The sequence below is a fragment of the Arthrobacter sp. TmT3-37 genome (assembly GCF_054510835.1).
On the sequence record NZ_JBTNDU010000004.1, the window covers coordinates 25,805 to 50,722 of the forward strand.

30 protein-coding genes are annotated in these 24,918 nt (G+C 69.0%); 10 read left to right on the plus strand and 20 right to left on the minus strand.

The features are described 5' to 3' along the window. The first annotated feature begins 3 nt into the window (after nucleotides 1-3). Entirely contained in the window at nucleotides 4-306 is a 303-nt protein-coding gene (locus ACX80U_RS07110) for a DUF4193 domain-containing protein (protein ID WP_133081453.1), read from the plus strand. A 71-nt stretch (nucleotides 307-377) separates the two neighbouring features. Here the strand turns inward: ACX80U_RS07110 and ACX80U_RS07115 are convergent, their stop codons facing one another. Beyond that, the gene (locus tag ACX80U_RS07115; protein ID WP_208739042.1) at nucleotides 378-689 is read right to left on the minus strand and encodes a hypothetical protein; all 312 of its coding nucleotides are present in this window, start codon (nucleotides 687-689) and stop codon (nucleotides 378-380) included. A gap of 122 nt (nucleotides 690-811) precedes the next feature. Between ACX80U_RS07115 and ACX80U_RS07120 the strand changes: the two genes are divergently transcribed. After that, nucleotides 812-1,840, plus strand: coding sequence for an alpha/beta fold hydrolase (locus ACX80U_RS07120; protein ID WP_459267913.1), 1,029 nt, complete (start codon nucleotides 812-814; stop codon nucleotides 1,838-1,840). 16 nt (nucleotides 1,841-1,856) lie between these two features. Here ACX80U_RS07120 and ACX80U_RS07125 read toward each other — a convergent pair whose 3' ends face one another. After that, nucleotides 1,857-3,146, minus strand: coding sequence for an alpha-hydroxy acid oxidase (locus tag ACX80U_RS07125; RefSeq protein ID WP_459267914.1), 1,290 nt, complete (start codon nucleotides 3,144-3,146; stop codon nucleotides 1,857-1,859). An 86-nt stretch (nucleotides 3,147-3,232) separates the two neighbouring features. On the opposite strand from ACX80U_RS07125, the gene ACX80U_RS07130 reads away from it, so the two are divergent. The 3 genes from ACX80U_RS07130 to ACX80U_RS07140 all read left to right on the plus strand — a co-directional run bounded on the left by ACX80U_RS07130 (nucleotide 3,233) and on the right by ACX80U_RS07140 (nucleotide 5,179). Beyond that, nucleotides 3,233-3,925: a FadR/GntR family transcriptional regulator gene (locus ACX80U_RS07130; protein ID WP_459267915.1), complete on the plus strand. Its 693-nt coding sequence runs from the start codon at nucleotides 3,233-3,235 to the stop codon at nucleotides 3,923-3,925. 76 nt (nucleotides 3,926-4,001) lie between these two features. Beyond that, nucleotides 4,002-4,670, plus strand: a complete 669-nt coding sequence (locus ACX80U_RS07135) for a GNAT family N-acetyltransferase (protein WP_459267916.1) — start codon at nucleotides 4,002-4,004, stop codon at nucleotides 4,668-4,670. Continuing rightward, nucleotides 4,667-5,179: a mycothiol transferase gene (locus tag ACX80U_RS07140; protein ID WP_459267917.1), complete on the plus strand. Its 513-nt coding sequence runs from the start codon at nucleotides 4,667-4,669 to the stop codon at nucleotides 5,177-5,179. The genes ACX80U_RS07135 and ACX80U_RS07140 overlap by 4 nt, the downstream gene beginning before the upstream one ends. Here the strand turns inward: ACX80U_RS07140 and ACX80U_RS07145 are convergent. From ACX80U_RS07145 to ACX80U_RS07165, 5 genes are all read right to left on the minus strand, one after another. Beyond that, entirely contained in the window at nucleotides 5,176-5,826 is a 651-nt protein-coding gene (locus ACX80U_RS07145; RefSeq protein WP_133081602.1) for an alpha-ketoglutarate-dependent dioxygenase AlkB, read from the minus strand. The genes ACX80U_RS07140 and ACX80U_RS07145 overlap by 4 nt on opposite strands. 307 nt (nucleotides 5,827-6,133) lie before the next feature. After that, nucleotides 6,134-7,180 carry an NAD(P)-dependent alcohol dehydrogenase gene (locus tag ACX80U_RS07150; RefSeq protein WP_208739231.1) on the minus strand — a complete coding sequence of 349 codons (1,047 nt, stop codon included), beginning with the start codon at nucleotides 7,178-7,180 and terminating at the stop codon, nucleotides 6,134-6,136. Between the two features lie 109 nt (nucleotides 7,181-7,289). Beyond that, a complete protein-coding gene (locus ACX80U_RS07155) occupies nucleotides 7,290-7,751 on the minus strand; it encodes a MerR family transcriptional regulator (protein ID WP_459267918.1) in 462 nt (153 codons plus the stop codon). Nucleotides 7,752-7,929: 178 nt separating this feature from the next. Beyond that, the gene (locus ACX80U_RS07160; RefSeq protein ID WP_208739232.1) at nucleotides 7,930-8,517 is read right to left on the minus strand and encodes a GNAT family N-acetyltransferase; all 588 of its coding nucleotides are present in this window, start codon (nucleotides 8,515-8,517) and stop codon (nucleotides 7,930-7,932) included. Nucleotides 8,518-8,616: 99 nt separating this feature from the next. After that, entirely contained in the window at nucleotides 8,617-9,435 is an 819-nt protein-coding gene (locus ACX80U_RS07165; protein WP_459267919.1) for a DUF1684 domain-containing protein, read from the minus strand. 268 nt (nucleotides 9,436-9,703) lie between these two features. Here ACX80U_RS07165 and ppk2 point away from each other — a divergent pair, with 268 nt between their 5' ends. Then, complete coding sequence (gene ppk2, locus ACX80U_RS07170; RefSeq protein WP_459267920.1) at nucleotides 9,704-10,750, plus strand: polyphosphate kinase 2; 1,047 nt, start codon at nucleotides 9,704-9,706, stop codon at nucleotides 10,748-10,750. Nucleotides 10,751-10,754: 4 nt separating this feature from the next. On the opposite strand, the gene ACX80U_RS07175 is transcribed toward ppk2, so the two are convergent. From ACX80U_RS07175 to ACX80U_RS07195, 5 genes are all read right to left on the minus strand, one after another. Then, nucleotides 10,755-11,168: a DUF4190 domain-containing protein gene (locus ACX80U_RS07175; RefSeq protein WP_459267921.1), complete on the minus strand. Its 414-nt coding sequence runs from the start codon at nucleotides 11,166-11,168 to the stop codon at nucleotides 10,755-10,757. 140 nt (nucleotides 11,169-11,308) lie between these two features. Beyond that, a complete protein-coding gene (locus tag ACX80U_RS07180) occupies nucleotides 11,309-12,790 on the minus strand; it encodes an APC family permease (protein WP_459267922.1) in 1,482 nt (493 codons plus the stop codon). A 141-nt stretch (nucleotides 12,791-12,931) separates the two neighbouring features. Further along, nucleotides 12,932-14,392: an amino acid permease gene (locus ACX80U_RS07185; protein ID WP_208739918.1), complete on the minus strand. Its 1,461-nt coding sequence runs from the start codon at nucleotides 14,390-14,392 to the stop codon at nucleotides 12,932-12,934. 95 nt (nucleotides 14,393-14,487) lie between these two features. Continuing rightward, nucleotides 14,488-15,120, minus strand: a complete 633-nt coding sequence (locus ACX80U_RS07190) for a TetR/AcrR family transcriptional regulator (RefSeq protein ID WP_459267923.1) — start codon at nucleotides 15,118-15,120, stop codon at nucleotides 14,488-14,490. Beyond that, nucleotides 15,104-15,898, minus strand: coding sequence for a phosphatase PAP2 family protein (locus ACX80U_RS07195; RefSeq protein WP_459267924.1), 795 nt, complete (start codon nucleotides 15,896-15,898; stop codon nucleotides 15,104-15,106). The genes ACX80U_RS07190 and ACX80U_RS07195 overlap by 17 nt, the downstream gene beginning before the upstream one ends. A gap of 127 nt (nucleotides 15,899-16,025) precedes the next feature. Between ACX80U_RS07195 and ACX80U_RS07200 the strand changes: the two genes are divergently transcribed. Continuing rightward, entirely contained in the window at nucleotides 16,026-16,688 is a 663-nt protein-coding gene (locus ACX80U_RS07200; protein WP_459267925.1) for a pyridoxine/pyridoxamine 5'-phosphate oxidase, read from the plus strand. Nucleotides 16,689-16,727: 39 nt separating this feature from the next. On the opposite strand, the gene ACX80U_RS07205 is transcribed toward ACX80U_RS07200, so the two are convergent. From ACX80U_RS07205 to ACX80U_RS07220, 4 genes are all read right to left on the minus strand, one after another. Beyond that, entirely contained in the window at nucleotides 16,728-17,756 is a 1,029-nt protein-coding gene (locus ACX80U_RS07205) for a zinc-binding metallopeptidase family protein (protein WP_208739914.1), read from the minus strand. 32 nt (nucleotides 17,757-17,788) lie between these two features. After that, on the minus strand, nucleotides 17,789-18,565 hold the full coding sequence (locus tag ACX80U_RS07210; RefSeq protein WP_459267926.1) for a sulfite exporter TauE/SafE family protein: 777 nt from the start codon (nucleotides 18,563-18,565) through the stop codon (nucleotides 17,789-17,791). A gap of 129 nt (nucleotides 18,566-18,694) precedes the next feature. After that, nucleotides 18,695-19,327: a Rho termination factor N-terminal domain-containing protein gene (locus tag ACX80U_RS07215; protein ID WP_459267927.1), complete on the minus strand. Its 633-nt coding sequence runs from the start codon at nucleotides 19,325-19,327 to the stop codon at nucleotides 18,695-18,697. A gap of 125 nt (nucleotides 19,328-19,452) precedes the next feature. Beyond that, nucleotides 19,453-20,280, minus strand: coding sequence for an aldo/keto reductase (locus tag ACX80U_RS07220; RefSeq protein ID WP_459267928.1), 828 nt, complete (start codon nucleotides 20,278-20,280; stop codon nucleotides 19,453-19,455). A 292-nt stretch (nucleotides 20,281-20,572) separates the two neighbouring features. Between ACX80U_RS07220 and ACX80U_RS07225 the strand changes: the two genes are divergently transcribed. Further along, a complete protein-coding gene (locus tag ACX80U_RS07225) occupies nucleotides 20,573-21,205 on the plus strand; it encodes a GNAT family N-acetyltransferase (protein ID WP_459267929.1) in 633 nt (210 codons plus the stop codon). A 165-nt stretch (nucleotides 21,206-21,370) separates the two neighbouring features. Here ACX80U_RS07225 and ACX80U_RS07230 read toward each other — a convergent pair whose 3' ends face one another. Then, entirely contained in the window at nucleotides 21,371-22,372 is a 1,002-nt protein-coding gene (locus tag ACX80U_RS07230) for an NADP-dependent oxidoreductase (RefSeq protein WP_459267930.1), read from the minus strand. 63 nt (nucleotides 22,373-22,435) lie between these two features. Continuing rightward, nucleotides 22,436-23,179 (minus strand): maleylpyruvate isomerase family mycothiol-dependent enzyme, encoded by a 744-nt coding sequence (locus ACX80U_RS07235; RefSeq protein WP_133081430.1) that lies wholly within the window; start codon nucleotides 23,177-23,179, stop codon nucleotides 22,436-22,438. 63 nt (nucleotides 23,180-23,242) lie between these two features. On the opposite strand from ACX80U_RS07235, the gene ACX80U_RS07240 reads away from it, so the two are divergent. Both ACX80U_RS07240 and ACX80U_RS07245 read left to right on the plus strand, forming a co-directional pair. After that, entirely contained in the window at nucleotides 23,243-23,785 is a 543-nt protein-coding gene (locus tag ACX80U_RS07240; RefSeq protein ID WP_459267931.1) for an acyl-CoA thioesterase, read from the plus strand. Between the two features lie 63 nt (nucleotides 23,786-23,848). Continuing rightward, on the plus strand, nucleotides 23,849-24,064 hold the full coding sequence (locus ACX80U_RS07245) for an AsnC family protein (RefSeq protein ID WP_133081428.1): 216 nt from the start codon (nucleotides 23,849-23,851) through the stop codon (nucleotides 24,062-24,064). Nucleotides 24,065-24,098: 34 nt separating this feature from the next. On the opposite strand, the gene ACX80U_RS07250 is transcribed toward ACX80U_RS07245, so the two are convergent. Together ACX80U_RS07250 and ACX80U_RS07255 are read right to left on the minus strand one after the other, a co-directional pair. Beyond that, on the minus strand, nucleotides 24,099-24,488 hold the full coding sequence (locus ACX80U_RS07250; RefSeq protein ID WP_459267932.1) for a VOC family protein: 390 nt from the start codon (nucleotides 24,486-24,488) through the stop codon (nucleotides 24,099-24,101). Beyond that, nucleotides 24,485-24,766 (minus strand): ArsR/SmtB family transcription factor, encoded by a 282-nt coding sequence (locus tag ACX80U_RS07255; RefSeq protein WP_459267933.1) that lies wholly within the window; start codon nucleotides 24,764-24,766, stop codon nucleotides 24,485-24,487. Before ACX80U_RS07255 ends, ACX80U_RS07250 begins: the two co-directional genes overlap by 4 nt. Nucleotides 24,767-24,918 lie beyond the last annotated feature (152 nt).

Here is a 24,918-nt window from a genome sequence, read left to right on the forward strand (position 1 = left end):
GGCATGGCAACGGACTACGACGCACCCCGCAACAACGACGAGGACAAGGAAGCGGAGTCGCTCGAGGCGCTCCAGGCGAATCGGGGAAGCAACACCCAGTCGTCGTCGGTCGACATCGAGGACGGCGACACCGCCGAGGGCATCGACCTGCCGGGCGCCGACCTCTCCGGTGAGGAACTCCTCATTCAGGTGATCCCGCCGCAGGAGGACGAGTTCACCTGTGCGTCCTGCTTCCTCGTCCGGCACCGCAGCCAGATCGCCCTCGAGAAGGACGGCCGGCAGTACTGCAGCGACTGCGAGGGCTGACCCGCGGCCCCGGGACGACGGCGGCGTTTCCCGCGGGAGGCGCCGTCATGCGGAACGGAGTTGGGGGATGCTCAGGAAGCCTTCTCGTCGTACCACCAGTGCGTGGCTTCGAGCGGTCGGCGCGACCGCGACGCGACAGGGAGCTCGACGACGACGGCGTCCCGGCGGGGACGCGTCAGGACCATCCGGATGACCGCGAGCAGGGCGGCGGGAATCGACACCAGGATGACGACGGCGAGACCGTACATCGCGAGGGCCGCATGCACGGGCGAACCGTAGAGCACCTCCAGCGATGCAGCGCTGCCGAACCAGAGCCACAGCCAGAACAGGCCGATCGCGTAGAGCAGTGACCGCGCGCGCCTGTAACGCAACGGATAGTGCATCCGCCCACGCTTCATATTCGTCTCCCCAGACTTATGTTTTCCGGACCCGCCCCAGGCAGGACCACAGGATGAATAATAGACCGCGACCGAGGCTTTCCCCGCCTCCGACAACAGAATGAGGCGTGGCGATTTCACGAGGAACGGAGCAGGGCCCGGACATCACGGTCCGGAGGATCCAGGGGAGCGGCGTGTGGGCCCGCGTCAGCTCCGTCGGTGAGGCCGGTGAGCGCGCCTTCGTGCTGGTCTCCGGCCTCGGTGTGTCATCGCACTACTTCGAGCAGCTCGCGCCGCACCTGATGCAGTTCGGGCCTGTCTTCGCCCTCGATCTGCCCGGTTTCGGCGGCGTCCCGCATGCACGCAGGGCCATGTCGATCGGACAGTTCGCGGAGCTCGTCGGCAAGGCCATCGACGATCTCGGGCTGGAGGATCCCGTCGTCATCGGTCACTCCATGGGCACGCAGATCTGCACCCATCTCGCCGCGTCCCGGCCCCGGCTCTCGACCCTCGTCCTCATCAGCCCCGTCGTGGACGATGCGGCGCGCGCCACGGCCGTCCAGGCCTTCCGGTTCCTGCGGGCGAGCCTCCATGAGCCGGCCCGCGTGAAACTGCTTGCCGTCGTCGCCTACCTGACGTGCGGGTTCGGCTGGTTCTTCAAGATCCTCCCGCGCATGATGTCGTACCCGATCGAGACCACGGCCACCCGGGTCCGCTCGTCGACGCTCATCATCCGCGGCCAGCACGACGCCGTGTGCCCGCCGGCCTGGGTGACGAGGCTGGGCCGGGCCTTCGGCGGGGCTCCGGTCGTGGAGATCGAAGGTGCGGCGCACTCCGTCATGCACGCGCATGCGAGGGAGGTCGCGGATCTCTGCGTGCGCCACGCGAGCGGCACCCTCGAGGCGGAGCGGCCACTCGCTGGATCAGCACACGCGCCAGGGACCGACGGCGGGAGTGTTCGCGGCGCGGGCATCGCCGTTCTGCCGGAGTTGCCGGAGGTGCACTCCTCCCTGGCTCCGGTGGACGCCGTCCGCGCCATCGCCGAGGAGGTCGAGGGTGTCGCGATCGAGTTGAAGGGCAACCGGACGGACGACGACCGCCTCGTGGAACTCGGCCGGGAACAGCAGGCGGAGGCCCGCGGAAGGGGCACCCGGTGACGGACCCGTCCGGCCGTCAGAGGGTCATGGCGGCGTCGGGCAGCTTCACGTCGGCCGTCGCGTCGCCGAGCAGCCGGACGTGGTCGGGGGTCAGGTCCTCGATGCGGTTGACGCCGAGGAGCTGCATGGTGCGGGCGGTCTGTGTACCGAGGATCTCGATGGTGCGGTCCACGCCCTTGCGCCCGCCCGCCATGAGCCCGTAGAGGTAGGCCCGCCCGATCAGGGTGAAGTCGGCGCCGAGGGCCAGCGCCGCGACGATGTCACCGCCGCTCATGATGCCGGTGTCGAGGATGATCTCCGTCTTGCCCTTGAGCTCGGCGGCGACGCGCGGCAGGAGGTGCAGGGGGACCGGCGCGCGGTCGAGCTGCCGGCCGCCGTGGTTGGACAGGATGATGCCGTCCGCTCCGTGGTCGACGGCCTTTCTGGCGTCGTCGAGGGTCTGGATCCCCTTGACCACGAGGTTGCCCTTCCAGACGCTGCGCAGCCAGTCGAGGTCCTCGAACGTGAGGGTGGGGTCGAACATCGAGTTGATGAGGTCGGCGACGGTGCCGGAATAGCGGGAGAGCGAGGCGAACGAGAGCGGCTCGTGCGTCAGGAAGTTGAACCACCAGGCGGGGCGGTACGACGCGTCGACGACGGTCTTCAGCGTCAGCGCCGGCGGGATGGTCATGCCGTTGCGGACGTCGCGGAGCCGGGCGCCGGCGACGGCGGTGTCCACCGTGACCATCAGGGTGTCGTTCCCGGCGGCGGCCGCACGTGCGATGAGTTCCATGGAGCGGTCGCGGTCCGTCCACAGGTAGAGCTGGAACCAGTTGCGCCCGTTCGGGGCTGCCTGTGCGACGTCCTCGATGGACGCCGTTCCCATGGTGGAGAGCGTGTACGGGATGCCTGCGGCTTCTGCGGACTGCGATCCGGCGTACTCGCCCTCCGACTGCATCATGCGCGTGAAGCCCGTGGGGGCGATACCGAACGGCAGGGCCGAGTCCTTGCCGAGGATCGGCGTCACGGTGCTGACGGTCCGGACGTCACGGAGGATGCCGGGACGGAATTCCAGGTCGAGGAACGCCTCGCGGGCCCTGCCGAGGGAGATCTCGGCTTCGGCGGCACCGTCCGTGTAGTCGAAGGGAGCCGTCGGCGTGCGGCGCTTGGCCATGTCGCGGAGGTCCCAGACGGTGTTGGCCCGCTGGAGTCGGGCCGCGGCGCCGAACTCCGGCTTCTTGAACTGCATCAGTGGGGCGAGATCCGCGACTCTGGGGATCCGGCGCCTGAGCGCGGGAGGGACGGATGCGCGGGAAGGGGTCTGCATGGTCTGCCTCTGCTCGTCGTCGGGCCGGACGGTCTGATCGCAGATCCTACGGGCTGTGGTCAGACCACACAAGCTATGCTGGCGCCATGCGCACGCACCAGGTGGTCTCGGCATGGCTCGAGCAGGAACTCGCGGCCGGCCGCCTGGCCATCGGCTCGCGGCTGCCCGGCGAGCGCACCATGGCGGAGCGGCTGGGGATCTCCCGTGCGTCCGTCCGAGAGGGGACGCGCGTCCTCGAGGCGCTCGGCGTCGTCCGCGCCGGAGTGGGGTCCGGGCCGCAGGCCGGCACCGTGATCACGGGCAACCCGTCGCTCGCCCTCGATTCCGCCCTCCGGCTCCATGTGGCGAGCGCCCACCTGCCGGTCAAGGACATCGTGGAGACGCGGCTCCTGCTGGAGACCTGGGCGGCGGCCCATGCGTCGCCGGGATCACCGTCCCTCGAACGCGCGGCACGGCTGCTCGACGAGATGGACCGCTACGACGACGGTCCCGCCGGCTTCCTGCAGCGGGACGCGCTCTTCCACGTGGCGCTCGCGGAGGCCGCCGGCAACGTCCTGGTGGGCGCGATGATGGGATCCCTCCGGGGATCGATCGAGGACTACACGCAGCGGCTGACCGCGCGACTGCCCGAGTGGGGCGCGACGTCCCAGCGGTTGCGCCGGGAGCACCGGGCGATCCTCGACGCGGTGCTCGAGGGGCGTGGGGAGCACGCCGCGGAGCTGGTGCAGGATCATATCGAAGGCTTCTACCGGGAGTCGGGTATCCACAGCGAGAGGTAGGGCCATTGACAGTCTGCTGTGCTTTGCAATAGGGCGCAGGTCACCTAGAATTCTGGAACTGGTCGAGCAGGAGGCCGTGGACCCACCGGACGTGGAGCTGACGATGGAACACCTTCCGCACGTACTCGAGCATCCCACCGCACGACAGGACGGGAAGACGCCGTCCTGGGGCCTCCGGCGAGCGCATCTCACCGCTGTTCCGCAGGACTCGGACGCGGACTTCCCGCAGGACCTCGCCGAGGTGTCGACGCGCCAGCTGCGCATGCTGTGCAACCGCACGTACCAGGCCCTGGACACCGACCACCCGTCCCTTCCGATGCGGGAACGCTACGACCTCCTCGTCGAGGAGCTGGAGCGGCGTGAACGCCAGGCCGAGCGGCACGGGGCAGCGGACGATTCCCGGGAGAAGTTCCGTGACAACGCGCTGTTCTCCCGGTTCGAGCTGTACCGCAACGGCGTTCTCGCCGGCTACGTGCAGTACGAGATGCGGGGTGGGGACGTCCTGCTGCTGCACTCCGTGGTGGACCCCAGGTTCCGCCGCACGGGCCTCGAGCCGGTGCTGATGCAGGCCGTGCTGCTCAACGCGCATCGTCGCCGCCTGGCCGTCATGCCCTATTGCCCGGAGGCGCAGGAGTTCCTGGCCTCCCACCCGCAGTTCCTCTCCCTCATCCCGGCCAGGCAGCGTCGACGGTTCAGGCTGCTGCTGGCATCGCGGGCCGCCGTGGCCGGGCAGGAGCGTCCGTGACGCCGGTCGAGGTCCTCTCGGAGGCTTTCGGGCGCTTGCCCGACCTGGTGCGCGGCGCTGTGGAGGGCCTCGACGCCGAGCAGCTGTCCCTCCGCCCGGGCGGCTCGGCCAATTCGATCGCCTGGCTGGTCTGGCACCTCACGCGCGTCGAGGACAGTCACTTCGCCGAGGCCTTCGGGCACGAGCAGGCGTGGCTGTCCGACGGCTACGCCGATCGGTGGGCACTGCATCTCGATCGCGAGGACACCGGCTACGGTCACTCCACCGATCAGGTCGACGCCGTGCGGGTCGGGTCGGCGCAACAGCTGCTGGACTACTTCGATGCCGTCCACGAGCGCTCCCGGCGCCTCGTCGCGGGCCTCACCGACGAGGACCTGCGAAGGATCGTCGACGAGCAGTGGGACCCACCGGTCACGCTGCTCGTGCGGCTCGTGAGTGTGGTGGACGATGCCGTGCAGCACGCGGGGCAGGCGGCCTATGCGCGGGGCATCATCCTCTCCGGGAGCTAGCCGAGCCCGGTCTGCCGCAGCGTGATGTTGAGCCGGCCCTCGAACCCGATGCCGGCAGGGGCGCTCCCGGGCAGCGTCTTGAGGACCCCGTGGTAGGCGAACCGTGACGGGCCACCGAACACGAAGAGATCTCCGGACGCCAGGTGCACGTCCTGCCACGGACGGTTCCGGTTCTCCGTGTTCCCGAAGCGGAAGACGCACGTGGTGCCCAGACTGAGGGACACCACGGGCGCGTTCACGCGCTCCTCGCGGTCCTGGTGCATGCCCATCTTCGCGGCGTCGTCGTAGTAGTTGACCAGCGCGGCATCCGGTTCGTAGGACGCGCCGGACCCGTCGCCGTACGCGGCGTCCACGGCGTCCCGTCCCAGCGTGCGCAGCACCTCGGGAAACGGCGCGACGGCCCCGCCACCGGCGTCGTCCGCGGTGCGGCTGTAGCGGTACGGCAGCCAGTGCCAGCCCAGGCTCACGCTCCGCACGGACATGACCCCGCCGGTGGGCATCGTCACCCTCCGCATCGGGACCGGTCCGCTGGCCCATGTGCGGCAGAGCCCGACGAGTTCCCGCTGGCGATCGAGGTCGAGCCAGCCGGGGACGTGCACAGCCCCGGGAGCGGGCTCCTGCCGGGGCCGGGGGATCAGGGCGTCCATCGGATCGGTCACACCACCATTGTGCGGCGGAACCGCCGCCCTGCCGACTTCCGCGCTCACCCGGAAGGACGGCGGAGGACGAAGCGCAGGAAGGTCACCGGCGGACGACGCGGAGGCGTCCCTGAAGTGCCGGTCGCGAGCCGATCGTCTGCACCACCCTGGAACCCGGAACAGCAGCCCACTCCCTGAGCAGGAATGGGCTGCTGAGTTCCGACGACTGTCGGCGTCCTCCATCGAGGATGGTGGGCCGGCGACCTGCCTGCTGGACGGTGCCGGTGGTCTCCTGGACTGCGCGGGCGGGTTGTGGTCAGGCGAAGGTGGCGGCGTCGATGACGAAGCGGTAGCGGACGTCCGAGGCGAGCACACGCTCGTAGGCGTCGTTGATCTTCTCGGCGGGGATGACCTCGATCTCGGCGCCGATGCCGTTCCGGGCGCAGAAGTCGAGCATCTCCTGTGTTTCGGCGATGCCGCCGATCATGGAGCCGGCGAACGAACGGCGACCTCCGATGAGCGCCATGGCGTTCACCGGCAGCGGCTCGGCGGGCGCGCCGACGTTGACCAGAGCGCCGTCGACCGTCAGGAGTCCCAGGAAGGCGCTGATGTCGATGCTGGCGCTGACGGTGTTGATGATGAGATCGAACGAGCCGGCCAGATCGGTGAACGTGGTCTCGTCGCTGGTGGCGTAGTAGTGGTCGGCGCCCAGACGGAGGCCGTCTTCCTGCTTCTTGAGGGATTGTGAGAGGACGGTGACTTCGGCGCCCATGGCGTGCGCGATCTTGACGGCCATGTGACCGAGGCCGCCGAGGCCGATCACGGCGACGTTCTTCCCCGGGCCGGCGCCCCAGCGGTGCAGGGGTGAGTAGGTGGTGATGCCGGCGCAGAGCAGGGGGGCGGCGGCGTCGAGCTCGATGCCCTCGGGGATCCTGAGCACGAAGTCCTCGGTGACGACGACGTGGGTGGAGTAGCCACCCTGGGTGACGGTCCCGTCGCGGTCGGTGGCACCGTAGGTGCCGACCATCCCGTTGACGCAGTACTGCTCGTCGCCCGCCGTGCAGTTCTTGCACTCCCCGCAGGAGTTGACCATGCAGCCGACGCCGACGCGATCGCCGACGGCGTGCCGGGTCACCTCGGAGCCGACCTCGGCGACGATGCCCGCGATCTCGTGCCCGGGTACCAGAGGGTAGGGCTGGGGACCCCAGTCGCCCTGCACGGTGTGGATGTCGGAGTGGCAGATGCCGGCGTACTTGATCTCGATCAGGACATCGTGGGGACCGACGTCGCGGCGTTCGATGGTGGTAGGGGCGAGGTCGCCGTCAGCGGAGGGCGAGGCGTAGGCGTGAACTGTGGTGGGCATGGGTTTCTCCTTGTGGGGTGTTCGGTTGCTGGTTGCGGCTGGCCGGCCGTGTTCGTCCGCTTGCATAAGGGCGTTGTGGCCGTGAAGCCCTTCGGCGGTGGCGCCGTGCCTACTGCTTCCTGGTCTTCTTGAGATCGTCGGCCAGGGAGCGGGCTTCGTCCGCCAGGTGCGCGGCCCTGGAATCGTCCCCGTCCTGGACGGCCTGCCAGTAGTCGATCTTCAGTGCGACGTAGCGTTCGCGCAGGGCGATGGATCTCGCTTCGACGGCCAGGTGTTCCTGCTGGGCCTTCAACAACTCGATCTGCTCCGGGGCAGCAGCAGCCCCGAGTGCTCCGTTCCCGATGTAGCGGCGCATGTCGCTGACGGACATCCCCGTTGCGCTCAGGCAGGAGACCCAGGTCAGAAGATCGAGGTCCTCCGGCGTGTAGATCCGGTGCTTGCTGCTCGCGCCGCGGGAGATCGGAGTGATCACGCCGATGGACTCGTAATAGCGCAGCGTGCTCGCCGGCAGCCCCGTCAGGGCCGCCGTCTCCTTGATCGTGTACGTCTTTCGGACCGTCGGTGCGCTCACTCCATCAACGATAGGAACTTCAAGTACTTGAAGACAAGCTGCCCTCGGCAGTGACGAGGTTCGCACGAGGCCACGGGCCGCGGCCGTACGACCGACGGCTCCGAAGGACTCCCTGTCCGGGATGCCGGCGGGTCGAGGTCGAGGTCCCGGTCCAGGTCCGGTAGTCCAGGTCGAGCGCTCAGTGTTCGCCGGCTTGATCCGGCTCGTATCGCATGAGGAGGCGCGGAAACCCGTTGATGACCGAGCTCGTGACGGCGGACTCGGTGAAGCCGGCTCGTTCGAACAGTGCGCGGGTTCCTACGTAGGCCATCGTGAGGTCTACTTTCCGGCCCTGGTTGTCGACCGGGTATCCCTCGATCGCTGGGGCTCCGTGATCGAGGGCGAACTGTACGGCGCCGCTGAGCAGGTGGTGCGAGATGCCTTGTCCGCGGTGTCCCGGGCGGACCCTGATGCACCAGATCGACCACACATCACTGTCGTCCACGCGAGGGATCCTGCGGTTCCGGGCGAAGCTCGTGGCGGCACGGGGGTGCACGGCTGCCCATCCCACGACGTCGTCACCGTCGTATGCGAGCACTCCCGGTGCAGGGTCCTGTGCTGCGAGTTCCCTGACGAGAGCTCCGCGTTCGGGGCCGCGGAGTGCAAGATTCAGCGTCGACGGGATCCGGTAGCTCAGGCACCAGCACACAGTGGCGTCGGGCCGCTTGGGACCGACCATCGTGGAGATGTCCTCGAACACCGTCGCCGGCCGGATCTCGATCACCATGCCGCCACCTTACAGATGCCGGTCCGCACGTGCGGTGTGCGGGCCCCTGGCTCCCGGACGGTCCTCTACGCCGTGCCGGCGCCGGCGGCGTCCTGCTCCTCAGGAGAGCGGGTTCTTCTCCCCCGCCTCGATGGCCGCCTCCAGCCTGTTGGCATCGACGGGCATGGGGCAGGTGCCGTAGGGCGTGAAGGCACTGGGATAGTTGATCGCCCTGTTGAAATCGACGATCACCGTGCCGTCCGGGCGCGGGCGGCGCGTCGCGACCTTCCGCCAGTCGGCCGTCGCCGATCCGTTGGTGCTGTCGTGGAACGTGATGGAGAGGCCCCCGGCCTCCTCCTGGGAGGCGCCGAGCCGGAACTCCCGGGCGTCACCCGGCAGCGAGAACACGACGTCGCCCACGAGCGTGGTGGCGCCGGGGACCTCGTCATGCGCGGTCCTGATGTGTTCCTCGCGCGGCTCGTCGTACGGCTCGAAGCGGGCCTCCACCACCAGGTCCGGGCGGTAGCCGAACACCGGGACCTCCTCGAAGCCGGTCGCCGTCGGTGATTCCGCATCCCTGGTCCGGATGGCGTAGCGGCCGGCACGGCGGGCGAGTTCCACCACGATCCGGTGTCCCGTGGACCCGCCGTGCGAGACCCACAGGAGTGACTCCTCGTCGTCGAGGACAGCGGTGATCGTGCCGTCCACCCGGTGCCCGCCCGGCAGCCCGATCAGCCCGTCGGCGGCGGAGGCCGTGAGGCTTGCTCCGTCATCCGTCGCGGACCACAGCCCCGGGACCTGCTCCACTTCCGCGGGTTCGGGGCCGAGCCACTGGAAGGACGTCAGCGAGAGCCAGCCGTGCTCCTCAGCGAGCGCCGCGTTGCGCGCCTCCCGGAAACGCGCCCAGCGTTCCTCGGCCGTCCGGGTGGTGGTGCTCATCCTGTCCTCCTGCTCGGGTGTTCCTGCACTGCTCTGTCCGCACCGCCTAGAACCCGGGCGGTGCCCGCGGCATTCCCGGTCCGCGGCGTCCCCGGTCCACGGTATCCATGTCCCACGGCGTCCACGTCCAGCGGGATTCCCGCTCCGCGGGCGAGCCGCATACCGGCAGGCCGTCGATCCGTCCACCGGGCCTCCGGTCCTGCCTCCTCCCGTCCCGTCCCCAGGTCCGTCTGCGACGATGGACCGTCGACGGGCAGGAGAGAAGAGAATGACCGATGGACCAGGAACGGCGGCCGGGGCTGCGAACGAGCCCGAGGAAGAACCCACGGACGAACCCACGGACGAACTGACCGACGAGCCGACCGATGCTCCCGCCGACCGCGCTGCGGTCTCCGCCGGGAGCGAGGGCGCCGACGAGCCGCCGCCCGTCCCCGTGCCGACTCCCGGCGGGAACGGCGACGGCGACGACCACGTGCTCCTGCCGCATCCGGACCTGCCCACCTGGCGCGAGGACTACCCGTACGACACCCGGATGACGGAGCGCGAGTACCAGAAGACCAAGCGGGCGCTGCAGATCGAACTGCTCAAGATGCAGGGGTGGGTCAGGGCGAACCGGGCCAAGGTCGCGATCCTGTTCGAAGGGCGCGACGCCGCCGGCAAGGGCGGCACGATCAAACGGTTCACGGAGAATCTCAATCCCCGCGGGGCGCGCGTGGTGGCGCTGGACAAGCCCAGCGAGAAGGAACAGACGCAGTGGTACTTCCAGCGCTACGTCTCCGTGCTGCCCTCGGGCGGCGAGATCGTCCTGTTCGACAGGTCCTGGTACAACCGCGCCGGTGTGGAGCGGGTCATGGGGTTCTGCACGCCGACCGAGTACCTCGAGTTCATGCGGCAGGCCCCGGAGGTGGAACGCATGCTCGTGCGCAGCGACACGTTCCTCATCAAGTTCTGGTTCTCCGTGTCCCGAGAGGAACAGCGGCGGCGTTTCGCCCAGCGCCACTCGGACCCGGTGCGCCGCTGGAAGCTGAGCCCCATGGACCTGCAGTCGCTCGACAAGTGGGACGACTACACCGAGGCGAAGGAGGCGATGTTCTTCTACACGAACACCGCGGACGCGCCGTGGACCGTCATCAAGAGCAACGACAAGAAGCGGGCGAGGATCGAGGCACTCCGCTACGTCCTGTCGGTCCTCGACTACGACGAGAAGGATGTCGACGTTGTCGGCACACCGGATCCCCTGATCGTGGGGACCGGGCCGAACTCGCACCTGGTCGAGGCCGGCGAGCAGTCCACCCGCCGCTTCCCGACGCTCTAGCGGCTCAGGTGCTGTAGCTGGAGGTGGCCGCGAATCCGGCGAACATGAGGACCACCAGGAGGATCCCGAACAGGATGGCGAGGCCGTAGAGCACGACGTTGATCCAGCCGAGCACCTTCCCCGCCGTCGCGGGCACGCCGAGGCGTTCGGCCTTCCTCGCCTGCCAGATGGCCAGCGGCCCCAGGACGATCCCGGCCACGAACAGGCCCACGATGCCGAGGATCAGGGAGAGCTGTGCCGCCTTCTCGCCCTCGATCGACTGGTAGGACGACTGGTACGGTCCCGGCTGGTAGCCCCCCTGGTAGGGCTGGGTGGGCGGGTAGGGAGCGCCGCCCTGGCTGCCGTACGCACCGCCGTCGTACGGGCTCGAATGGCGGCCTGAGTAGGGGAGCTCGCTGGGGTAGGGGTCCTGGGACATGGCGGGTTCCTCTGCTCTGCTGGTGCGCGGGTGCCCCGGAGCTGTTGCTGCCGGGGCACCATCATGTCGCGTCCGACCCGCCGGCGCATACCCCGCACCGCCGGGTTCCCGGGACCGGGCCCGGGCCCGGACCCCTGCTGCTAGGCGTCCACGCGCTGCGCGGACCGCAGACGGGAGTGGCGGTTGCCGTAGGCGAAGTAGATGACGAAGCCGACCACGAGCCAGCCGGCGAAGAACAGCCAGGTGATGGTGGCCAGGTTGAACATGAGGTACAGGCACAGGGCGGCCGAGGCGATCGGGATGACCTTGCCGAACGGGACCCGGAACGCGGGCCGGAGGTCGGGGCGCTTCCGGCGCAGCACGATGATCCCCAGGCTGACCGTGATGAAGGCGGACAGCGTGCCGATGTTGATCATCTCCGCCAGCACCTCCACCTGCGTGAACCCGGCGAGCAGGGCGACGACGACGCCGCACAGGATCTGGGTGCGTGCCGGCGTCGCGTGCTTGTCGGAGGTGCGGCTGAGCCCGCGCGGCAGGAGGCCGTCGCGGCTGAGCGCGAAGATCACGCGGGCGAGTCCCATGAGCAGCACCATGATCACGGTGGTCAGACCGATCAGGCTGCCGAGCGAGATGATGCCCGCGGCCCAGTCGGCGCCCACGAGCTGGAAGGCGGTGGCGAGCGACGGCGCACCCGAGGCGCCGAGCTCCTTGTAGGAGACCATGCCGGTGACCACGAGGGTCACCAGGATGTAGAGGACGCTGACCACCGCGAGGCCCGCGAAGATGCCGCGCGGCAGCGTGCGGCTGGGGTTCTTCACTTCCTCCGCCGATGTGGCGACGACGTCGAACCCGATGAAGGCGAAGAAGACGAGGGCGGCACCCGAGATGATGCCCGTGAAACCGAAGGCCGCCGGGGAGGCGCCGCTCAGGAAGGAGAGGAAGGGCTGGTTCGCCCAGTCGGAACCGGTCTCGGCGGCAGGCTCGGAGGCGGGCACGAACGGCGCGTAGTTCTCGGGGCTGACGTAGAAGAAGCCGACGACGATCACGAACAGCACGATGCCGATCTTGATGACGGTGAACACGCTGTTGACCCGGGCGGAGAGCTTGGTCCCGTAGATGAGCACGGCCGTGAAGATCGCCACGATCAGCAGCGGCCCCCAGGTGAGGTCGAGCCCCAGGAGGCTGATCTCCGCGGGGATGTCGAGGTCGAGGACGCTGAAGAGATCCGAGAGGTAGACCCCCCAGAACTTGGCGATCACGGCCGCTGCCATGAGCAGTTCGAGGATCAGGTTCCAGCCGATGATCCAGGCCAGCAGCTCGCCCATCGTCGCGTAGGTGAAGACGTAGGCGCTGCCCGCGACGGGCAGCGCCGTCGCGAACTCGGCGTAGCACATGATCGCGAGGGCGCATGTGATCGCCGCCAGCACGAAGGAGATGGTCACGGCCGGACCGGCGTTGAACGCCGCCGCCTGCGCACCCACCGAGAAGATGCCGGCGCCGACGGCGACCGCGACGCCCATGATCATGAGGTCCCAGGTGTTGAGGGACCGCTTGAGGCCGTGTCCCTTTTCGTCGGAGTCCCTGATCGACTGCTCGATGGACTTGGTCCGGAAGAGGTCCATGGGTGTGCTGATCCTTCATCTGTTCGGTGTGGAGGCCGGCCGCGGGAACGCGGCAGGCCCTTGTCGAGGATAGGAAACGAACGGGCCCGCCGCATCTTGGTGACGATGCGGCGGGCCCGTTCCCTCCGGTGCCGGAAGAGGCTATGCGTCGCGCTTGAGGAGGGCGTGGCGGGGACTGTCCGGGTTCATGAGCGAATGCTTCCTGCCGTAGAGGAAGTAGAGGGCCAGCCCGATCAGGAGCCACACGCCGAAGCGCAGCCAGGTCTCCCAGTGGAGCTGCAGGATCAGGAACAGCGACGCGAGGACGCCGAAGGCGGGCACGATCGGCATCAGCGGCAACCGGAAGGTGCGGGGTACCTCGGGGCGCGTGCGGCGCAGCACGATCACGGCGATGCACACCACGATGAACGCGGCGAGGATGCCGATGTTGGTGAGGTCGGCGACGGCGCGGATGGGGAAGACCCCGGCGAGGAGCGCCGCGGCGGTGCCGGCGATCCAGGTGACGCGCTGCGGCGTGCCGTTCCGGTCCGTCGTCGAGAACCAGGCGGGGAGGAGGCCGTCGCGGCTCATCGAGAACCACACGCGGGTGACGCCGAGCAGGAATGTGAGCATGACGGTGAGGATGGAGATCACGGCGAAGGCCGAGATGATCGTCGCGACGACCGGCAGGCCCACGGACTGGAAGGCGGAGGCGAAGCCCGCCGTCGGGCTGATGTCCGTGTAGTTCTGCATGCCGGTGAGGACGAGGGTCGCGAGGACGTACAGCACCATCGCGATCAGGAGCGACAGCAGGATGGCCTTCGGCATGTGCTTCTTGCCGTCGGTGGCCTCCTCCGCCGCGGTGCTCATGGCGTCGTACCCGAAGACCGCGAAGAAGACGGTGGCGGCCCCGGTGAAGACGGCGCCGAAGCCGGAGGGAAGGAACGGAGAGTAGTTGTCGGCGTTCACGTAGAAGAAGCCGAGGCCCACGATGCCGAGGATGAGCAGGATCTTGAGCCCGACGGCGATGAGCTCGAACCGGCCGAACGTCTTGGTGCCGCGGCTCAGGATGAAGGTGATGAGCAGGCACACCACGATCGCGGGCACGTTGACCACGCCACCCTCGATGGTGTCCGGCGTCCCCTGCATCCAGGTGGGCACGGTGACCCCGATCCCGGACATGAACTCGGTGAAGTAGCCGGAGATGCCGATGGCGACCACGGCCACGATCGCGATGTATTCGAGCAGGAGATCCCACCCGATGAACCAGCCGATGATCTCACCGAGGGCGACGTACCCGTAGGTGTAGGCGGAACCGGCCCTGGGGATCATGCCGGCGAATTCGGCGTAGGACAGCGCGGCCGCCGCACTGGCCAGCCCTGCGATCAGGAAGGAGATCAGGACGGCCGGCCCCACCGGCGCGCCGTCCTCGCCACCGTTGGCGACGAGCCCTGCCAGCGTGAAGATGCCCACGCCGATGATGCCGCCGACGCCGATGGCCGTCAGCTGCCACAGGCCGAGGCTCTTGAAGAGGCCGGTGCGGCCCGTCTCGTCCTCGACGTTGTCGATGGGTTTACGCCGCAGGATCGACTGCGTGCCCTGTACGCCTGAGCTGTTCGACATCATCGTCCGTTCCTAGGAGGGGTGGCATTTCCGCACCAGCCAAGTATGGGGCGGGCGACCCATCAGCGGAAGTGGGCGTACCTGAACGGAAAGGTTCATTCCTCCTTACGTGTTTCTTCCGGCGGCGGGTGGAGTCCGCCGAGGACGAGGTCGAGGTACCGCTCGACGCCGGTAGCTGCAGTTGCGGGCCGGCCTGCCGCCTCGGGGGTGAGGGAGGCGAGCATGCGGATCATGACCAGCAGGTCCTGTCCCGTGACGTCCTGTCGGGCGCCGCCGCCGTCCCGGAGCCGTCGGGCAAGCTCCGCCGCGACGGGTGCGATGCGCTCGCGGAGCATCGCGAGGCCCGCGGACACGAAGCCGGAGTCCTGCAGCAGTTCCCGCAGGCCCCGGTCCTCGAGCTGCATGCGTGCGGTGGATCCGATGAACAGCCGTGCCGCGGCCCAGGGCTCGGCCGTGGCGAGGGCATCCGCGCCGACCGAGGCGACGTCGGCCACACGCTGTTCGAGGATCGCCTCGATGAGCGTCCGGCGGTCCGGGAAGCGGCGGTAGACCGTGCCCACTCCCACCCCGGCCTCCCGGGCGATGTCCTCGAATGCGCACTCGGCCCCGTGCTCGGCGAACATCCGTCGCGCCGCCGCGAGGACCACTTCGCGGTTGCGTTGCGCGTCCCGCCGAAGGGGCCGGACGACGGCGGAAACCGCCTCGGGTGGTTCAGGCGGGTGTGCCACGCGCCGCCGCCCGGTGGAGCCGGAACGTGAGGAGGAGCCGGTGCGCAGTGATGACGACGGCGAGCCAGGCGATGCCGAGGGTCCATGCCACGAGGACATCGGTGAGCCAGTGATGGCCGAGGAACACGCGGCTGAGTCCCATGGTCGCAGCGAACACGACGGCGAGGGTGATGGTCAGTGCCCTGGTGCGCTTGCGGTGCTGCCGCAGGACGAGCAGGTAGGCCACGATGCCCGCGATCACCAGGGCGTTCAGCGAGTGCCCACTGGGGAACGACGGCGAGGTCTCGTAGGGTGGGACGGCGAGTTCGATCGGCGGGCGCAGGCGGCCGATCGCGTCCTTGCCGGCGACGGTCATCAGCAGCGAGCCGAAGGCCGCGGCCGGTAGCAGGATCATCGGCGTCCAGGACCTGCGGCGCACGGCGAGCAGCACCAGGATCGCGACCGCCAGAATGGGCATGCCGATGGGGCCGCCGATGTGCGTGTAGCCCGTGATGGCGGCGTTGAGCCAGTCCTGCCGCAGCGACACGGCGAGGTCGAGGGCGGGTTGGTCGAGGGCTGCGACGCCGTCGGCCTCCACCACCGACTCGTACACCTCGGCCGATGCCGCGGTGAGGGCCGCGGCGACACCGCCCCCGATCGCGATGATGAGCAGCAGTGCCGCATGCGGTCCCAGCCACCGGGCGAGGGGCCGGACGCACCGCACGAGCAGGCGGCCGACCGGGGTCGTCCATCGCGTGAGATCGCGGGGTCCTACGTACTGGTCCTGGTGGGAGGGCATCCTCCGACTCTATGCCGGTCGTGCCGTGCCCGGCATTCCCCGTGGGTTCCGCCGCCGGCACTGGCGGTCCTGCCCCCGGCCTGCTGTGTTCCTGCGCTTGCGGGCGCTGTGCAACTAGGCTGGCGCCATGACCGACCCCGGAAGGATCCGCGACGTAGTCCGCGGCGTACCCGTGTTCCCCGACGTGATGCCGCCCTTCGACCCCTCGGCGGCGCCCTCCTCGCCCGTGGACCTCTTCGTGGAGTGGCTGGAGCGCGCGGTGCAGGACGGTATCGCCGCGCCGCACGCGGTCACCCTGTCGACGGTGGGCGAGGACGGCACCCCGGATGCCCGCGTCGTGATCGTGAAGGACGTGACGGCTGCCGGCTGGCAGGTCGCATCCAGCAGCGACAGTCCCAAGGGTCGGCAGCTGGCGGCGCATCCCGCGGCGGCGCTGACCTTCTTCTGGCCGGCCGCCGGGCGGCAGGTGAGGATCCGCGGTTCCGTCTCCGTCGGCAGCACGGACGAGAACGACGCCGACTTCCAGCGCCGCCACCCGGTGGCGCGTGCGCTCGTCTTGGCGGGGAGCCAGAGCGCGGTGATGGGCGGCCGCGAGGACCTGGACGCGGCGGTGGAGGACCAGGTGCGGAAGATCGACGCCGCCGGCGGCCTGGCCTCGACCACCTGGACCGTCTACACGGTCGCCGCCGACGCCGTCGAGTTCTGGCAGGCCGACCAGGAGCGCAGGCATACGCGGCTGCTCTACACCCGCTTCGGGGAGGGCTGGCGCAGGACCATGCTCTGGCCGTAGTCCGTCTCCGGACGACGGCCACCCCCGGCACGACTGCGTCTATGCGGGGACGGTCCCCGATCCGACCGGGGTCCCTCCGACCCGCACGCGGAGCTTGTGCACGAAGTCGAGCTTGTCGACGACGGCGGGCGGTAGGACGAACGGGTACAGGTCATTGGCGCCCATGCTGCGGTTGACCTGGTTGAGGGCCACGGCGAGCGGGATCCAGGTCTCGCGGACCACCGTCCCGAAGTCCTCGGTCGTGTCCGGTCCCGGGCCCGAGGCGAGTCCATGGTTGCGGGCCGTGTCCACCGTGTCGCAGATGTGCAGGTAGTGGGCGAACGTCTCGGCGAAGTCCTCGTACGGGTGCATGGTCGCGTACATCGAGATGTGGTCGTTCTCCCAGCCCTCGGGTGCGCCTTCGTCGTAGTGGCGCTTGATGGCGTCCTGGTAGCTCGCACGGTCGTCACCGAACAGGTCGCGCGCCCTCCCCGTCAGCTCGGCATCCGAGAACACGAGCGTGCCCTCGAAGTAGTGTCCGGTCTCGTGCCGGAAGTGCCCGAGCATGGTGCGGTAGGGCTCCTCGAGCCTGGCCCGCATCTTCTCGCGGTGGGAGTCGACGGTCTCCGCGAGGTCGATGGTGATCAGGCCGTTCTGGTGTCCGATGACCACCTTCTCCTCGACGCTCGAGAGCAGGTCGAAGGCGAGGCCGCGGTCCGGGTCCTCGGTCCGGTCCCGGATCGGCAGGCCGAGCCCGTCGAGCTCGTAGATGAGGTGGCGCTTGGACCGCTCGGCGTCGAGGAACTGCGCCAGTCCGGTGGTGTCGTGGTCGTCGGGGCGCGTCCGCGTGAGGTTGCAGCTGAAGCATTCGTCGCCCTCCTCCCGCACCAGCCAGGTGCACCCCGACAGCTTCAGGTTGACGCAGCGACGGAGTACCTGGCCCTCGAGGTCGCGGTAGGCGCCGTCGTCGTCGAGCGGTGCGATGGCCCGCTCGCCGCGGTGGAAGCCGAGCTGCGTGCGGCAGGCGAGGCAGCGGGAGTTCTCGAAGAAGAGGGGCGCCGAGCAGACGGCACAGGCGAAACGTTGCATGGAGGGTCCTGGGATTCGTGGGCGATGGCGTGTCAGCCGAAGAAGACGATGCGGATCAGGGCGGCGGTCCCGAGAACGAGGATGGTCGCCCGCAGTGCGAGCGGGGAGAGCCTGCGGCCCACGCGGGCGCCGAGGAAGCCGCCGAGGGTGGCGCCGACGGCGATGAGGAGCACCAGCGAACAGTTGATCGACTCCCAGGCGAAGGCCATGAACGTCACGGCGGCCACGCTGTTGACGGCGGTGGTCAGGACGTTCTTGATGGCGTTGATGCGCTGCAGGCTCTCGATGGTCACCATGCTCATCAGGCCGACGATCAGGATGCCCTGCGCCGCACCGAAATAGCCGCCGTACAGGCCGAGGACACCGATCCCCGCGAGGAGGAGCAGGGAACGACGGCGGGACGGCGCCGCGTCCGGCGCACTCTCGGCGGCCTTGGCCGCGGCGGCGCGCTGCACCCGGGGGGCCAGCGCCACCATGACCAGTCCGATGATGATGAGGGCGGGCACGATCGCCTGGAAGGCCTGTGCCGGCAGGACGAGCAGCAGGAGCGCCCCGCCGAGCCCGCCGAGGACCGAGAGGGGCAGGAGCCGCAGGAGCAGGCGCTTGTTCGCGGCGATCTCGCGGCGGTAGCCCCACGATCCGGACAGACCGCCGCCCACCAGGCCGATGTTGTTGGAGATGTTCGCGACGATCGGCGGGTAGCCGAAGAGCAGGAGGGTGGGAAAGGTGACCAGGGTGCCGGAGCCGACGACGACGTTGATCATTCCGGCCCAGAAGCCGGCGGCCAGGATCACGGCGATCTCGAGCAAGCGGGGTCCTCTCGGTGGTGGGAGGTGTCCGCCGATTCAGGGCATCGGGATGCGCGGCGGGAAGGGTGACCAGGCCAAGGATATGCCTGGTCACCCTTCCCTGCGGACCGACCCGGACCGGATGGTGCGTCAGGCGTCCTCGCGGTCGGGACTCTCGAGGATGAAGAAGTTCGACTGCTTCCCGTCCTTGCGCTGCTCCTGGTAGATGAAGTTCAGCCGGCGCTCGTCGAATGTCCGGAACCACTCCTCCCAGCTCACGTGGCGCAGCTTGTCGGTGTCCTCGTTGAAATCGAAGCGGAGGACGCCGAGGTGGTCACCGTGTTCCGTCCCGTCGACGGTCGCTGGACGGGCGTCCCGCGACTCGGCCCACTGCTTGATGACCTCGTGGTGTGTCGTCGCCAGGCTGCGGCCCTCCCGCTCGGGGTCCTCGTCGGGCGAGGTGATCTCCTGCGAGTACTTCAGCGATTTCGAGGTCTCGGATCCTGTGCGGATCCGGCCGCCGTCCGGGCCGGCACCCACCTCCGCGGAGGTGTCCTCCTCCTCGGAACGGGACCGGTCGCCGCCGGCCCCGGACGGGCCGTCCGTGGAGTCCTGCCGGGCCGAGGCCACCGCATCGACGAGTTCGTCCTTCCGCATCCCCGAGGTGCCCGGCAGTCCCTCCTCCCTGGCCTCCTTGCGGAGCTCGTCCACCGTCATCCCGCGTAGTTCGGTCTCACTGACCTCGGGGGTGTTCGGGGTCTGATTCCCGGGTTCGTCCGCCATGCTGATCTTCCTTCCGGTCGATGCTCCCGCGCAGATCGGCAGGTCCGGTCGGCACGAAGAACTAAGCGTGCTTATCACTTTCCCGGCGACCGGGGCCGGTGTCAAGGAGAACGGGCGACCCCGGCTCAGTGGCCGAAGGTGTCCGAATCGACGATCTCGGCCTCGCCGGTGTCGAGCCTGTAGATGCGGGCCAATTCCTCTCCCGACAGTTCGAAGTCGAAGACGGCGAGGTTCTGCGCGAGCCGTTCCGGGTTGGACGATTTCGGGATGGCGACCATGCCCTGCTGGACGTGCCAGCGCAGCACCACCTGTGCGGGGGTCCTGCCGTGCGCCTCCGCGATCGCGACGACGCCGGCGTCGTCCAGCAGTCCGCTGCCCGGGCCGAGCGGGCTCCAGGACTCCGTCACGATGCCGTGCTCGTTGTGGAACGCGCGTTCCTCGATGCGGGGCCGCTGGGGGTCGAGCTGGATCTGGTTCACGTCGGGCACGATCCCGGCGTCGAGAACCTGCTGCAGGTGTGCCGGCTTGTAGTTGGACGTCCCGACGGCCCGTACGAGTCCCTGCTCCATCAGCGCCGCGATGCCCTGCACTGCCTCGACATGGCGACCCTGGTCGGGGTTGGGCCAGTGGACGAGCAGCAGGTCCACGTAGTCGAGGCCCAGCAGTGCCGCGCTCGCCTCGAGCGCCCGTCGGACGCCGTCCTTGCTGTGGTGCTCGCGGTTGAACTTGGTGGTGATGAACAGCTCGTCGCGGGCGACGCCCGAGCGGCGGATGCCCTCACCCACGCCCTTCTCGTTGCGGTAGTTCTCCGCCGTGTCGATGAGCCGGTATCCGGTGTCGATCGCGAGGCTGACGGTCTCCGCCGCCTCGTCGTCGTCGAGCGGCCAGGTGCCGAGTCCGAGGAGGGGGAGGTGCGCGCCGCCGCGCAGCTGGACGGTGGGGGCGAGTGCCATGGTGGAGCTCCTGCTCGAGGGGTGGTGTCGGTCCAGCCTCCACCGACGGCCTCGGCGTCGTCAACACGCGGTCCCCGACCTCGGAGGGCAGGGGGACGATTTCGTTTCGGTCTCGAAAGGATCAAGGTAGGCCGGAGGAATCCTCAAGATCGGTTCAAGGCCGGCCGTGCGGCGGCGACCTGTTCCGGGGAGAAGTAGTAAGGGTACTTAATTTCACATCCCGAAAGAATGGGCCTATAGTCTCTGGCAGGGCCTAGCAGCGGGCCATCGAACCACCATCGTGGAGCTGATCATGGAAACTTCCCTTTTTGTCGATCCCCATCCGCAGTCCGTCCAGGCTGCCGAGCCGGAGCAGTCCGCGTGGGGTGCGTTCCCGAGGATTTCCCCCAGTCCGACTCCCCGGGTCGAGGAGTCGGAGTTTCCCGACGATCTCACGGTCGTGTCCACCCGGCAGCTGCGGGTCCTGTGCAACCAGGCCTACCGCCTGCTCGACCGCGATTTCCCGCCCATGGAAGCCCTGCACCGGTACGAGCTGCTGGTCGAGGAGATCGAGCGGCGGGAGGTGCAGGCCGAGGCCCGCACCGCCCCGGTCAGGGCGCGCAGCGGCTTCCGTGACAACGCGCTGTTCTCGCGGTTCGAGCTCTTCAGCGACGGGACCATGGTGGGCCACGTGAAGTACGAGATGAAGGGCTCACACGCGGTGCTGATCCAGGCCGTCGTCGACCCGCGTTTCGACGCCGTCGACGTGGAGCCGGCACTCGTCCGGGAGGTCCTGCTGAACGCGCACAAGCGGCGCATCGCCGTCGTCCCCTACTGCCCGCGGGTCCGCGCGTTCCTCACCGAGTTCCCCCAGTACCGGGCGCTGCTGCCCGCGGACCAGCGCCGCAGGCTCGAAGCGAGCCTGCGGGACGGCGGCACCGCCTAGCCCGCACGTTGCCGGCTCGACCGGCGGGAAGCGGCCGTGGGCTGCGACGGGGTACCGCGCGGATGGGCGGAGCAGTACGCGCTCCACCATCGCGCCGACCGAGCCGCAGTCACCTGGTCCGTCCCACCGCCGTCCCGCCGTCCGAGTGCTGCGAGGCCCGTGCTGTCAGACGCGGACGAGCATCTTGCCGGTGTTGGCGCCGTTCATCATGTCGAGAAAAGCCTGCACGGAGTTCCCGATGCCGTCCACCACGGTCTCGTCGAAGACCACGCTGCCGTCCGACAGCCATCCGGTCATCTGCTGGACGAACTCGGCCTGCAGGTCCTGGTGGCGGCCGACGATGAAGCCCTCGAGCTTGAGGGACCGCGTGACGAGGTTCGCCATGTTGTCCGGTCCCGGCGTCCGCTCCGTGGCGTTGTACTGCGAGATCGCGCCGCACAGCGCGGCGCGCCCACCGGTGTTCAGGCGGTCCAGCGCCGCCTCGAGGTGGTCGCCGCCGACGTTGTCGAAGTACACGTCGATGCCGTCGGGTGTGACCTGGCGCAGCTGCTGCCGCACCGGCGCGTCCTTGTAGTTGAATGCCTCGTCATATCCGTACCGGCTCTTGAGCAGGGCCACCTTCTCGGCGGACCCCGCCGAGCCGATGACGCGCGATGCGCCGAGCTTCCGTGCCACCTGCCCTGCGATCGAGCCGACGGCGCCGGCCGCTCCGGAGATGAAGACGACGTCGCCCTCCCCGAGCCCTGCGACGCGCTTGAGTCCGGCGTAGGCGGTGAGACCCGTCATGCCGGCCGCACCGAGGAAGACCGACAGGGGCAGGTCCGTCTCCGGCAGGGGCGAGAAGTGGGCCGCGGGGCCCTGTGCGAGGTCGCGCCAGCCGTAGCTGTGGAGCACGGCGGTGCCCACGGGCATCGCGTCGGAGTCGGATTCGACCACCCTGCCCACCGCGCCACCGGTCATCGTCTCGCCGAGTCCGAAGGGCGGGACATACGACCGGGAGTCGTTCATGCGCCCGCGCATGTAGGGATCGACGGACACGTAGTCGTTGCGGACCCGGACCTCACCCGCGCCGAGTGCGGGCAGTTCCGCCGTCACGGTGGCGAAGTCCTCCTCGGTAGGACTGCCGACCGGGCGCCGGACGAGCTGGATCTGTGTGCTGATGGCCATGGTGCTCCTTGTGCTGGTTGCTTCCTGCAGGCGACAAGCGATTATCCGGAGGAATTATTGCGGTTACAGGGCGGCGGCCAGTCGGGCCCGAAGTTCGGCCGCGGGTCCCTCGATGGCTGCGGGTCCTGGCCCGGGTGCACGTCCCCACAGCCAGAGGAGGAGCGGTTCCGCCGTACTCCGGAGGGTCGCCTGGCCGTCCGCGGCGATGTCACGCTCGACGACGGCCCGCCGCCGGTCGAGTCGGATGTCCCAGGAGTGGCCTCCCGCCTCGAGTCGTACCACCGCCCCCGAGGCCGACGGATCGGGGTGTCCGCGCCCCAGCATGACCGTCAGGACCTCGTCGATGCCGTCCAGTACCAGCTCGGCGTCCAGGGGCGTGGTGCCGCCCGCGACCGTGTCCTCGAGGTCGAAGCGGTGGATCGCGGTCTCATGGGTGAGGCGCCGGATCCAGAAGCCGACCGTCTGGTCCTCCGGGACCCAGGTCTCGGCGCGGTCGCCGGGCTCATGCGCATCGAACTGCTCGATCAGGCTGGCGTAGCAGTGGGCGAGGAGTGCCTGCGGAGGGAAGCTACCCACACTGACGGGTGGCCAGCCGTGGCTCGGCCTCACGCCCGTCCGGATCGTCTCCGCCTTCTGCAGGAAGACGATCGCGGTGTGGCGTACCAGGTCCTCGCCCGTCCAGCCTGGGCAGGCCGGCACCGGGCGGTCGAGCGCGGGCCCGACGAGGTTCGAGAGGGTGCGGTACTCCTGGTCCAGCAGTTCCCTGTACCGGCCGAACGGAAGGGCGTGCGGTGAGGGCTGCTCCATCCACCGAGTCTAGGGGGGAGCGACTGGAGGTCGCCCATGTTACTGGTGAGTAATATTGCTGTCATGCACCTGATCTTCCGCACGATGCTGCAACTGCTCCTGTCGCGCAGGCGGCCTGCCCTCGGCATCTGGGATTCCAGCAGCGTGACCCTGCGCGTACTTCCGACGGACATCGACATCGCGATGCACATGAACAACGGCATGTACTTCTCCGTCTTCGACCTCGGGCGCTTCGATCTCATGGTGCGCAGCGGCGTGTGGGCGCAGATGCGCCGCAGGAGGTGGAGCCCGGTTGCCGCCGGCGAGACCATCAGCTTCCGTAAGTCCCTTCAGCTCGGCCAGCGCTACGCGATCGAGACGCGCATCATCGGACTCGATGAGCGAGCCATCTACTTCGAGCAGCGGGCAGTGGCCGACGGCGAGATCTACGCCCGGGCCTTCATCGCCACACGCCTGGTCTCCGGGTCCGGGCCGGTGAGCAACGAGGAGATCGTCACCGCGTTCGGTGCGCCGCCCGAGGACCTGGTGCTGCCCGAGTGGATCCACGAATGGCGACTCAACAACGCGCTCCCGAGCACCCGCAGGCCTGCGCCGCATTCCTGGTAGCGCCCGGCGCTGCAGATCGGAGAGCTCTTGCAGTGAGCTCCATGCGTCAACTAATGTTGACGCATGGAGGTGGAGCGGATGAAGACACTCGTTGGCTCGATGGATGGGAAAGGGCCGGCAGAATCCCTGCAGGCGATTGCCGAACTGCACCGCGAGGTGGGCCGGGCCGAGGCCGGGCTCGTGCGTGGTGCACGTCAGGCCGGCTTGTCCTGGGAGGCGATCGCGCAGTGCCTCGGGGTGAGCAAGCAGGCCGTGCACCGGAAGTACGGGAAGCAGTAGCGGCGCACGTGCCTCGCCCTTCCTGGCTGCCGTGTCAGCCGGTGGGTTGTGCGAGCTGCAGCAGGTTGCCGACGGTGTCGTCGAGGACTGCCACGATGACAGGGCCCATCACGGTCGGCGGCTGCGTGAAGGTGACACCGAGGGCCGTCAGCCTGTCGTACTCGGCGTGCACGTCCGCGACCCCGAGGACGCAGAACGGGATGCCGTCGGCGGCCAGCGCGTCGGTGAAAGGCCCTGCGGCAGGGTGGCCTTTGGGCTCGAGGGAGATCTGCGTGCCGTCGGGGCGATCGGGATCGATCACGGTGAGCCAGCGGTGCTCGCCCATGGGGATGTCCGCGGACACGGCGAAGCCGAGGTGCTGGGTGTAGAAGTCGAGGGCCCGCTGCTGGTCGTCGACGAAGATGCTCACTGCTTCGAGTTTCATGATTCTGCCTTCCGGGGCGGCCAGCGGTCGAGGATCCCGGCCAGTGGCGAGGTGTCGATGGTGTGGAACCGGTAGCGGCCACTGCGTTCGGAGTGCACGAGCCCGGCCGCCTCCAGGATGTCGAGGTGTTGTGCCACCGCCTGGCGTGACGGGGTGATGCCGTGGTTCATGGCGAGCTTCGAACACAGCTCGAACAGGGTCTGCTTCTCCCGGCCCAGGAGTTCATCCAGGAGCGCCCGCCGCGTCTCGTCGGCCAGCGCCCGATAGATCTCCGTCACGCGAGCATAATAGGTAAGTTCTCGGTTACCTGTAAAGGGGCTCGTCGTCGGGACAGGTGCGGGCTGTGCGCGGGCGGCCGGCCACCTGCCGGGGTGAGGAGGAGAATCGGTTTCCTCCGCCTCATCGCACTCACGGACGTCACGATCGGAAT

What these genes read in the sequence shown, in the direction of transcription:
- ACX80U_RS07110 (WP_133081453.1), top strand. Translation starts at nt 4, where the DNA reads ATGGCAACGGACTACGACGCACCCCGCAACAACGACGAGGACAAGGAA.
- ACX80U_RS07115 (WP_208739042.1), bottom strand. Translation starts at nt 689, where the DNA reads ATGCACTATCCGTTGCGTTACAGGCGCGCGCGGTCACTGCTCTACGCG.
- ACX80U_RS07125 (WP_459267914.1), bottom strand. Translation starts at nt 3,146, where the DNA reads ATGCAGACCCCTTCCCGCGCATCCGTCCCTCCCGCGCTCAGGCGCCGG.
- ACX80U_RS07130 (WP_459267915.1), top strand. Translation starts at nt 3,233, where the DNA reads ATGCGCACGCACCAGGTGGTCTCGGCATGGCTCGAGCAGGAACTCGCG.
- ACX80U_RS07145 (WP_133081602.1), bottom strand. Translation starts at nt 5,826, where the DNA reads ATGGACGCCCTGATCCCCCGGCCCCGGCAGGAGCCCGCTCCCGGGGCT.
- ACX80U_RS07150 (WP_208739231.1), bottom strand. Translation starts at nt 7,180, where the DNA reads ATGCCCACCACAGTTCACGCCTACGCCTCGCCCTCCGCTGACGGCGAC.
- ACX80U_RS07160 (WP_208739232.1), bottom strand. Translation starts at nt 8,517, where the DNA reads ATGGTGATCGAGATCCGGCCGGCGACGGTGTTCGAGGACATCTCCACG.
- ACX80U_RS07165 (WP_459267919.1), bottom strand. Translation starts at nt 9,435, where the DNA reads ATGAGCACCACCACCCGGACGGCCGAGGAACGCTGGGCGCGTTTCCGG.
- ppk2 (WP_459267920.1), top strand. Translation starts at nt 9,704, where the DNA reads ATGACCGATGGACCAGGAACGGCGGCCGGGGCTGCGAACGAGCCCGAG.
- ACX80U_RS07175 (WP_459267921.1), bottom strand. Translation starts at nt 11,168, where the DNA reads ATGTCCCAGGACCCCTACCCCAGCGAGCTCCCCTACTCAGGCCGCCAT.
- ACX80U_RS07180 (WP_459267922.1), bottom strand. Translation starts at nt 12,790, where the DNA reads ATGGACCTCTTCCGGACCAAGTCCATCGAGCAGTCGATCAGGGACTCC.
- ACX80U_RS07185 (WP_208739918.1), bottom strand. Translation starts at nt 14,392, where the DNA reads ATGTCGAACAGCTCAGGCGTACAGGGCACGCAGTCGATCCTGCGGCGT.
- ACX80U_RS07195 (WP_459267924.1), bottom strand. Translation starts at nt 15,898, where the DNA reads ATGCCCTCCCACCAGGACCAGTACGTAGGACCCCGCGATCTCACGCGA.
- ACX80U_RS07200 (WP_459267925.1), top strand. Translation starts at nt 16,026, where the DNA reads ATGACCGACCCCGGAAGGATCCGCGACGTAGTCCGCGGCGTACCCGTG.
- ACX80U_RS07205 (WP_208739914.1), bottom strand. Translation starts at nt 17,756, where the DNA reads ATGCAACGTTTCGCCTGTGCCGTCTGCTCGGCGCCCCTCTTCTTCGAG.
- ACX80U_RS07215 (WP_459267927.1), bottom strand. Translation starts at nt 19,327, where the DNA reads ATGGCGGACGAACCCGGGAATCAGACCCCGAACACCCCCGAGGTCAGT.
- ACX80U_RS07220 (WP_459267928.1), bottom strand. Translation starts at nt 20,280, where the DNA reads ATGGCACTCGCCCCCACCGTCCAGCTGCGCGGCGGCGCGCACCTCCCC.
- ACX80U_RS07225 (WP_459267929.1), top strand. Translation starts at nt 20,573, where the DNA reads ATGGAAACTTCCCTTTTTGTCGATCCCCATCCGCAGTCCGTCCAGGCT.
- ACX80U_RS07230 (WP_459267930.1), bottom strand. Translation starts at nt 22,372, where the DNA reads ATGGCCATCAGCACACAGATCCAGCTCGTCCGGCGCCCGGTCGGCAGT.
- ACX80U_RS07235 (WP_133081430.1), bottom strand. Translation starts at nt 23,179, where the DNA reads ATGGAGCAGCCCTCACCGCACGCCCTTCCGTTCGGCCGGTACAGGGAA.
- ACX80U_RS07240 (WP_459267931.1), top strand. Translation starts at nt 23,243, where the DNA reads ATGCACCTGATCTTCCGCACGATGCTGCAACTGCTCCTGTCGCGCAGG.
- ACX80U_RS07245 (WP_133081428.1), top strand. Translation starts at nt 23,849, where the DNA reads ATGGAGGTGGAGCGGATGAAGACACTCGTTGGCTCGATGGATGGGAAA.
- ACX80U_RS07250 (WP_459267932.1), bottom strand. Translation starts at nt 24,488, where the DNA reads ATGAAACTCGAAGCAGTGAGCATCTTCGTCGACGACCAGCAGCGGGCC.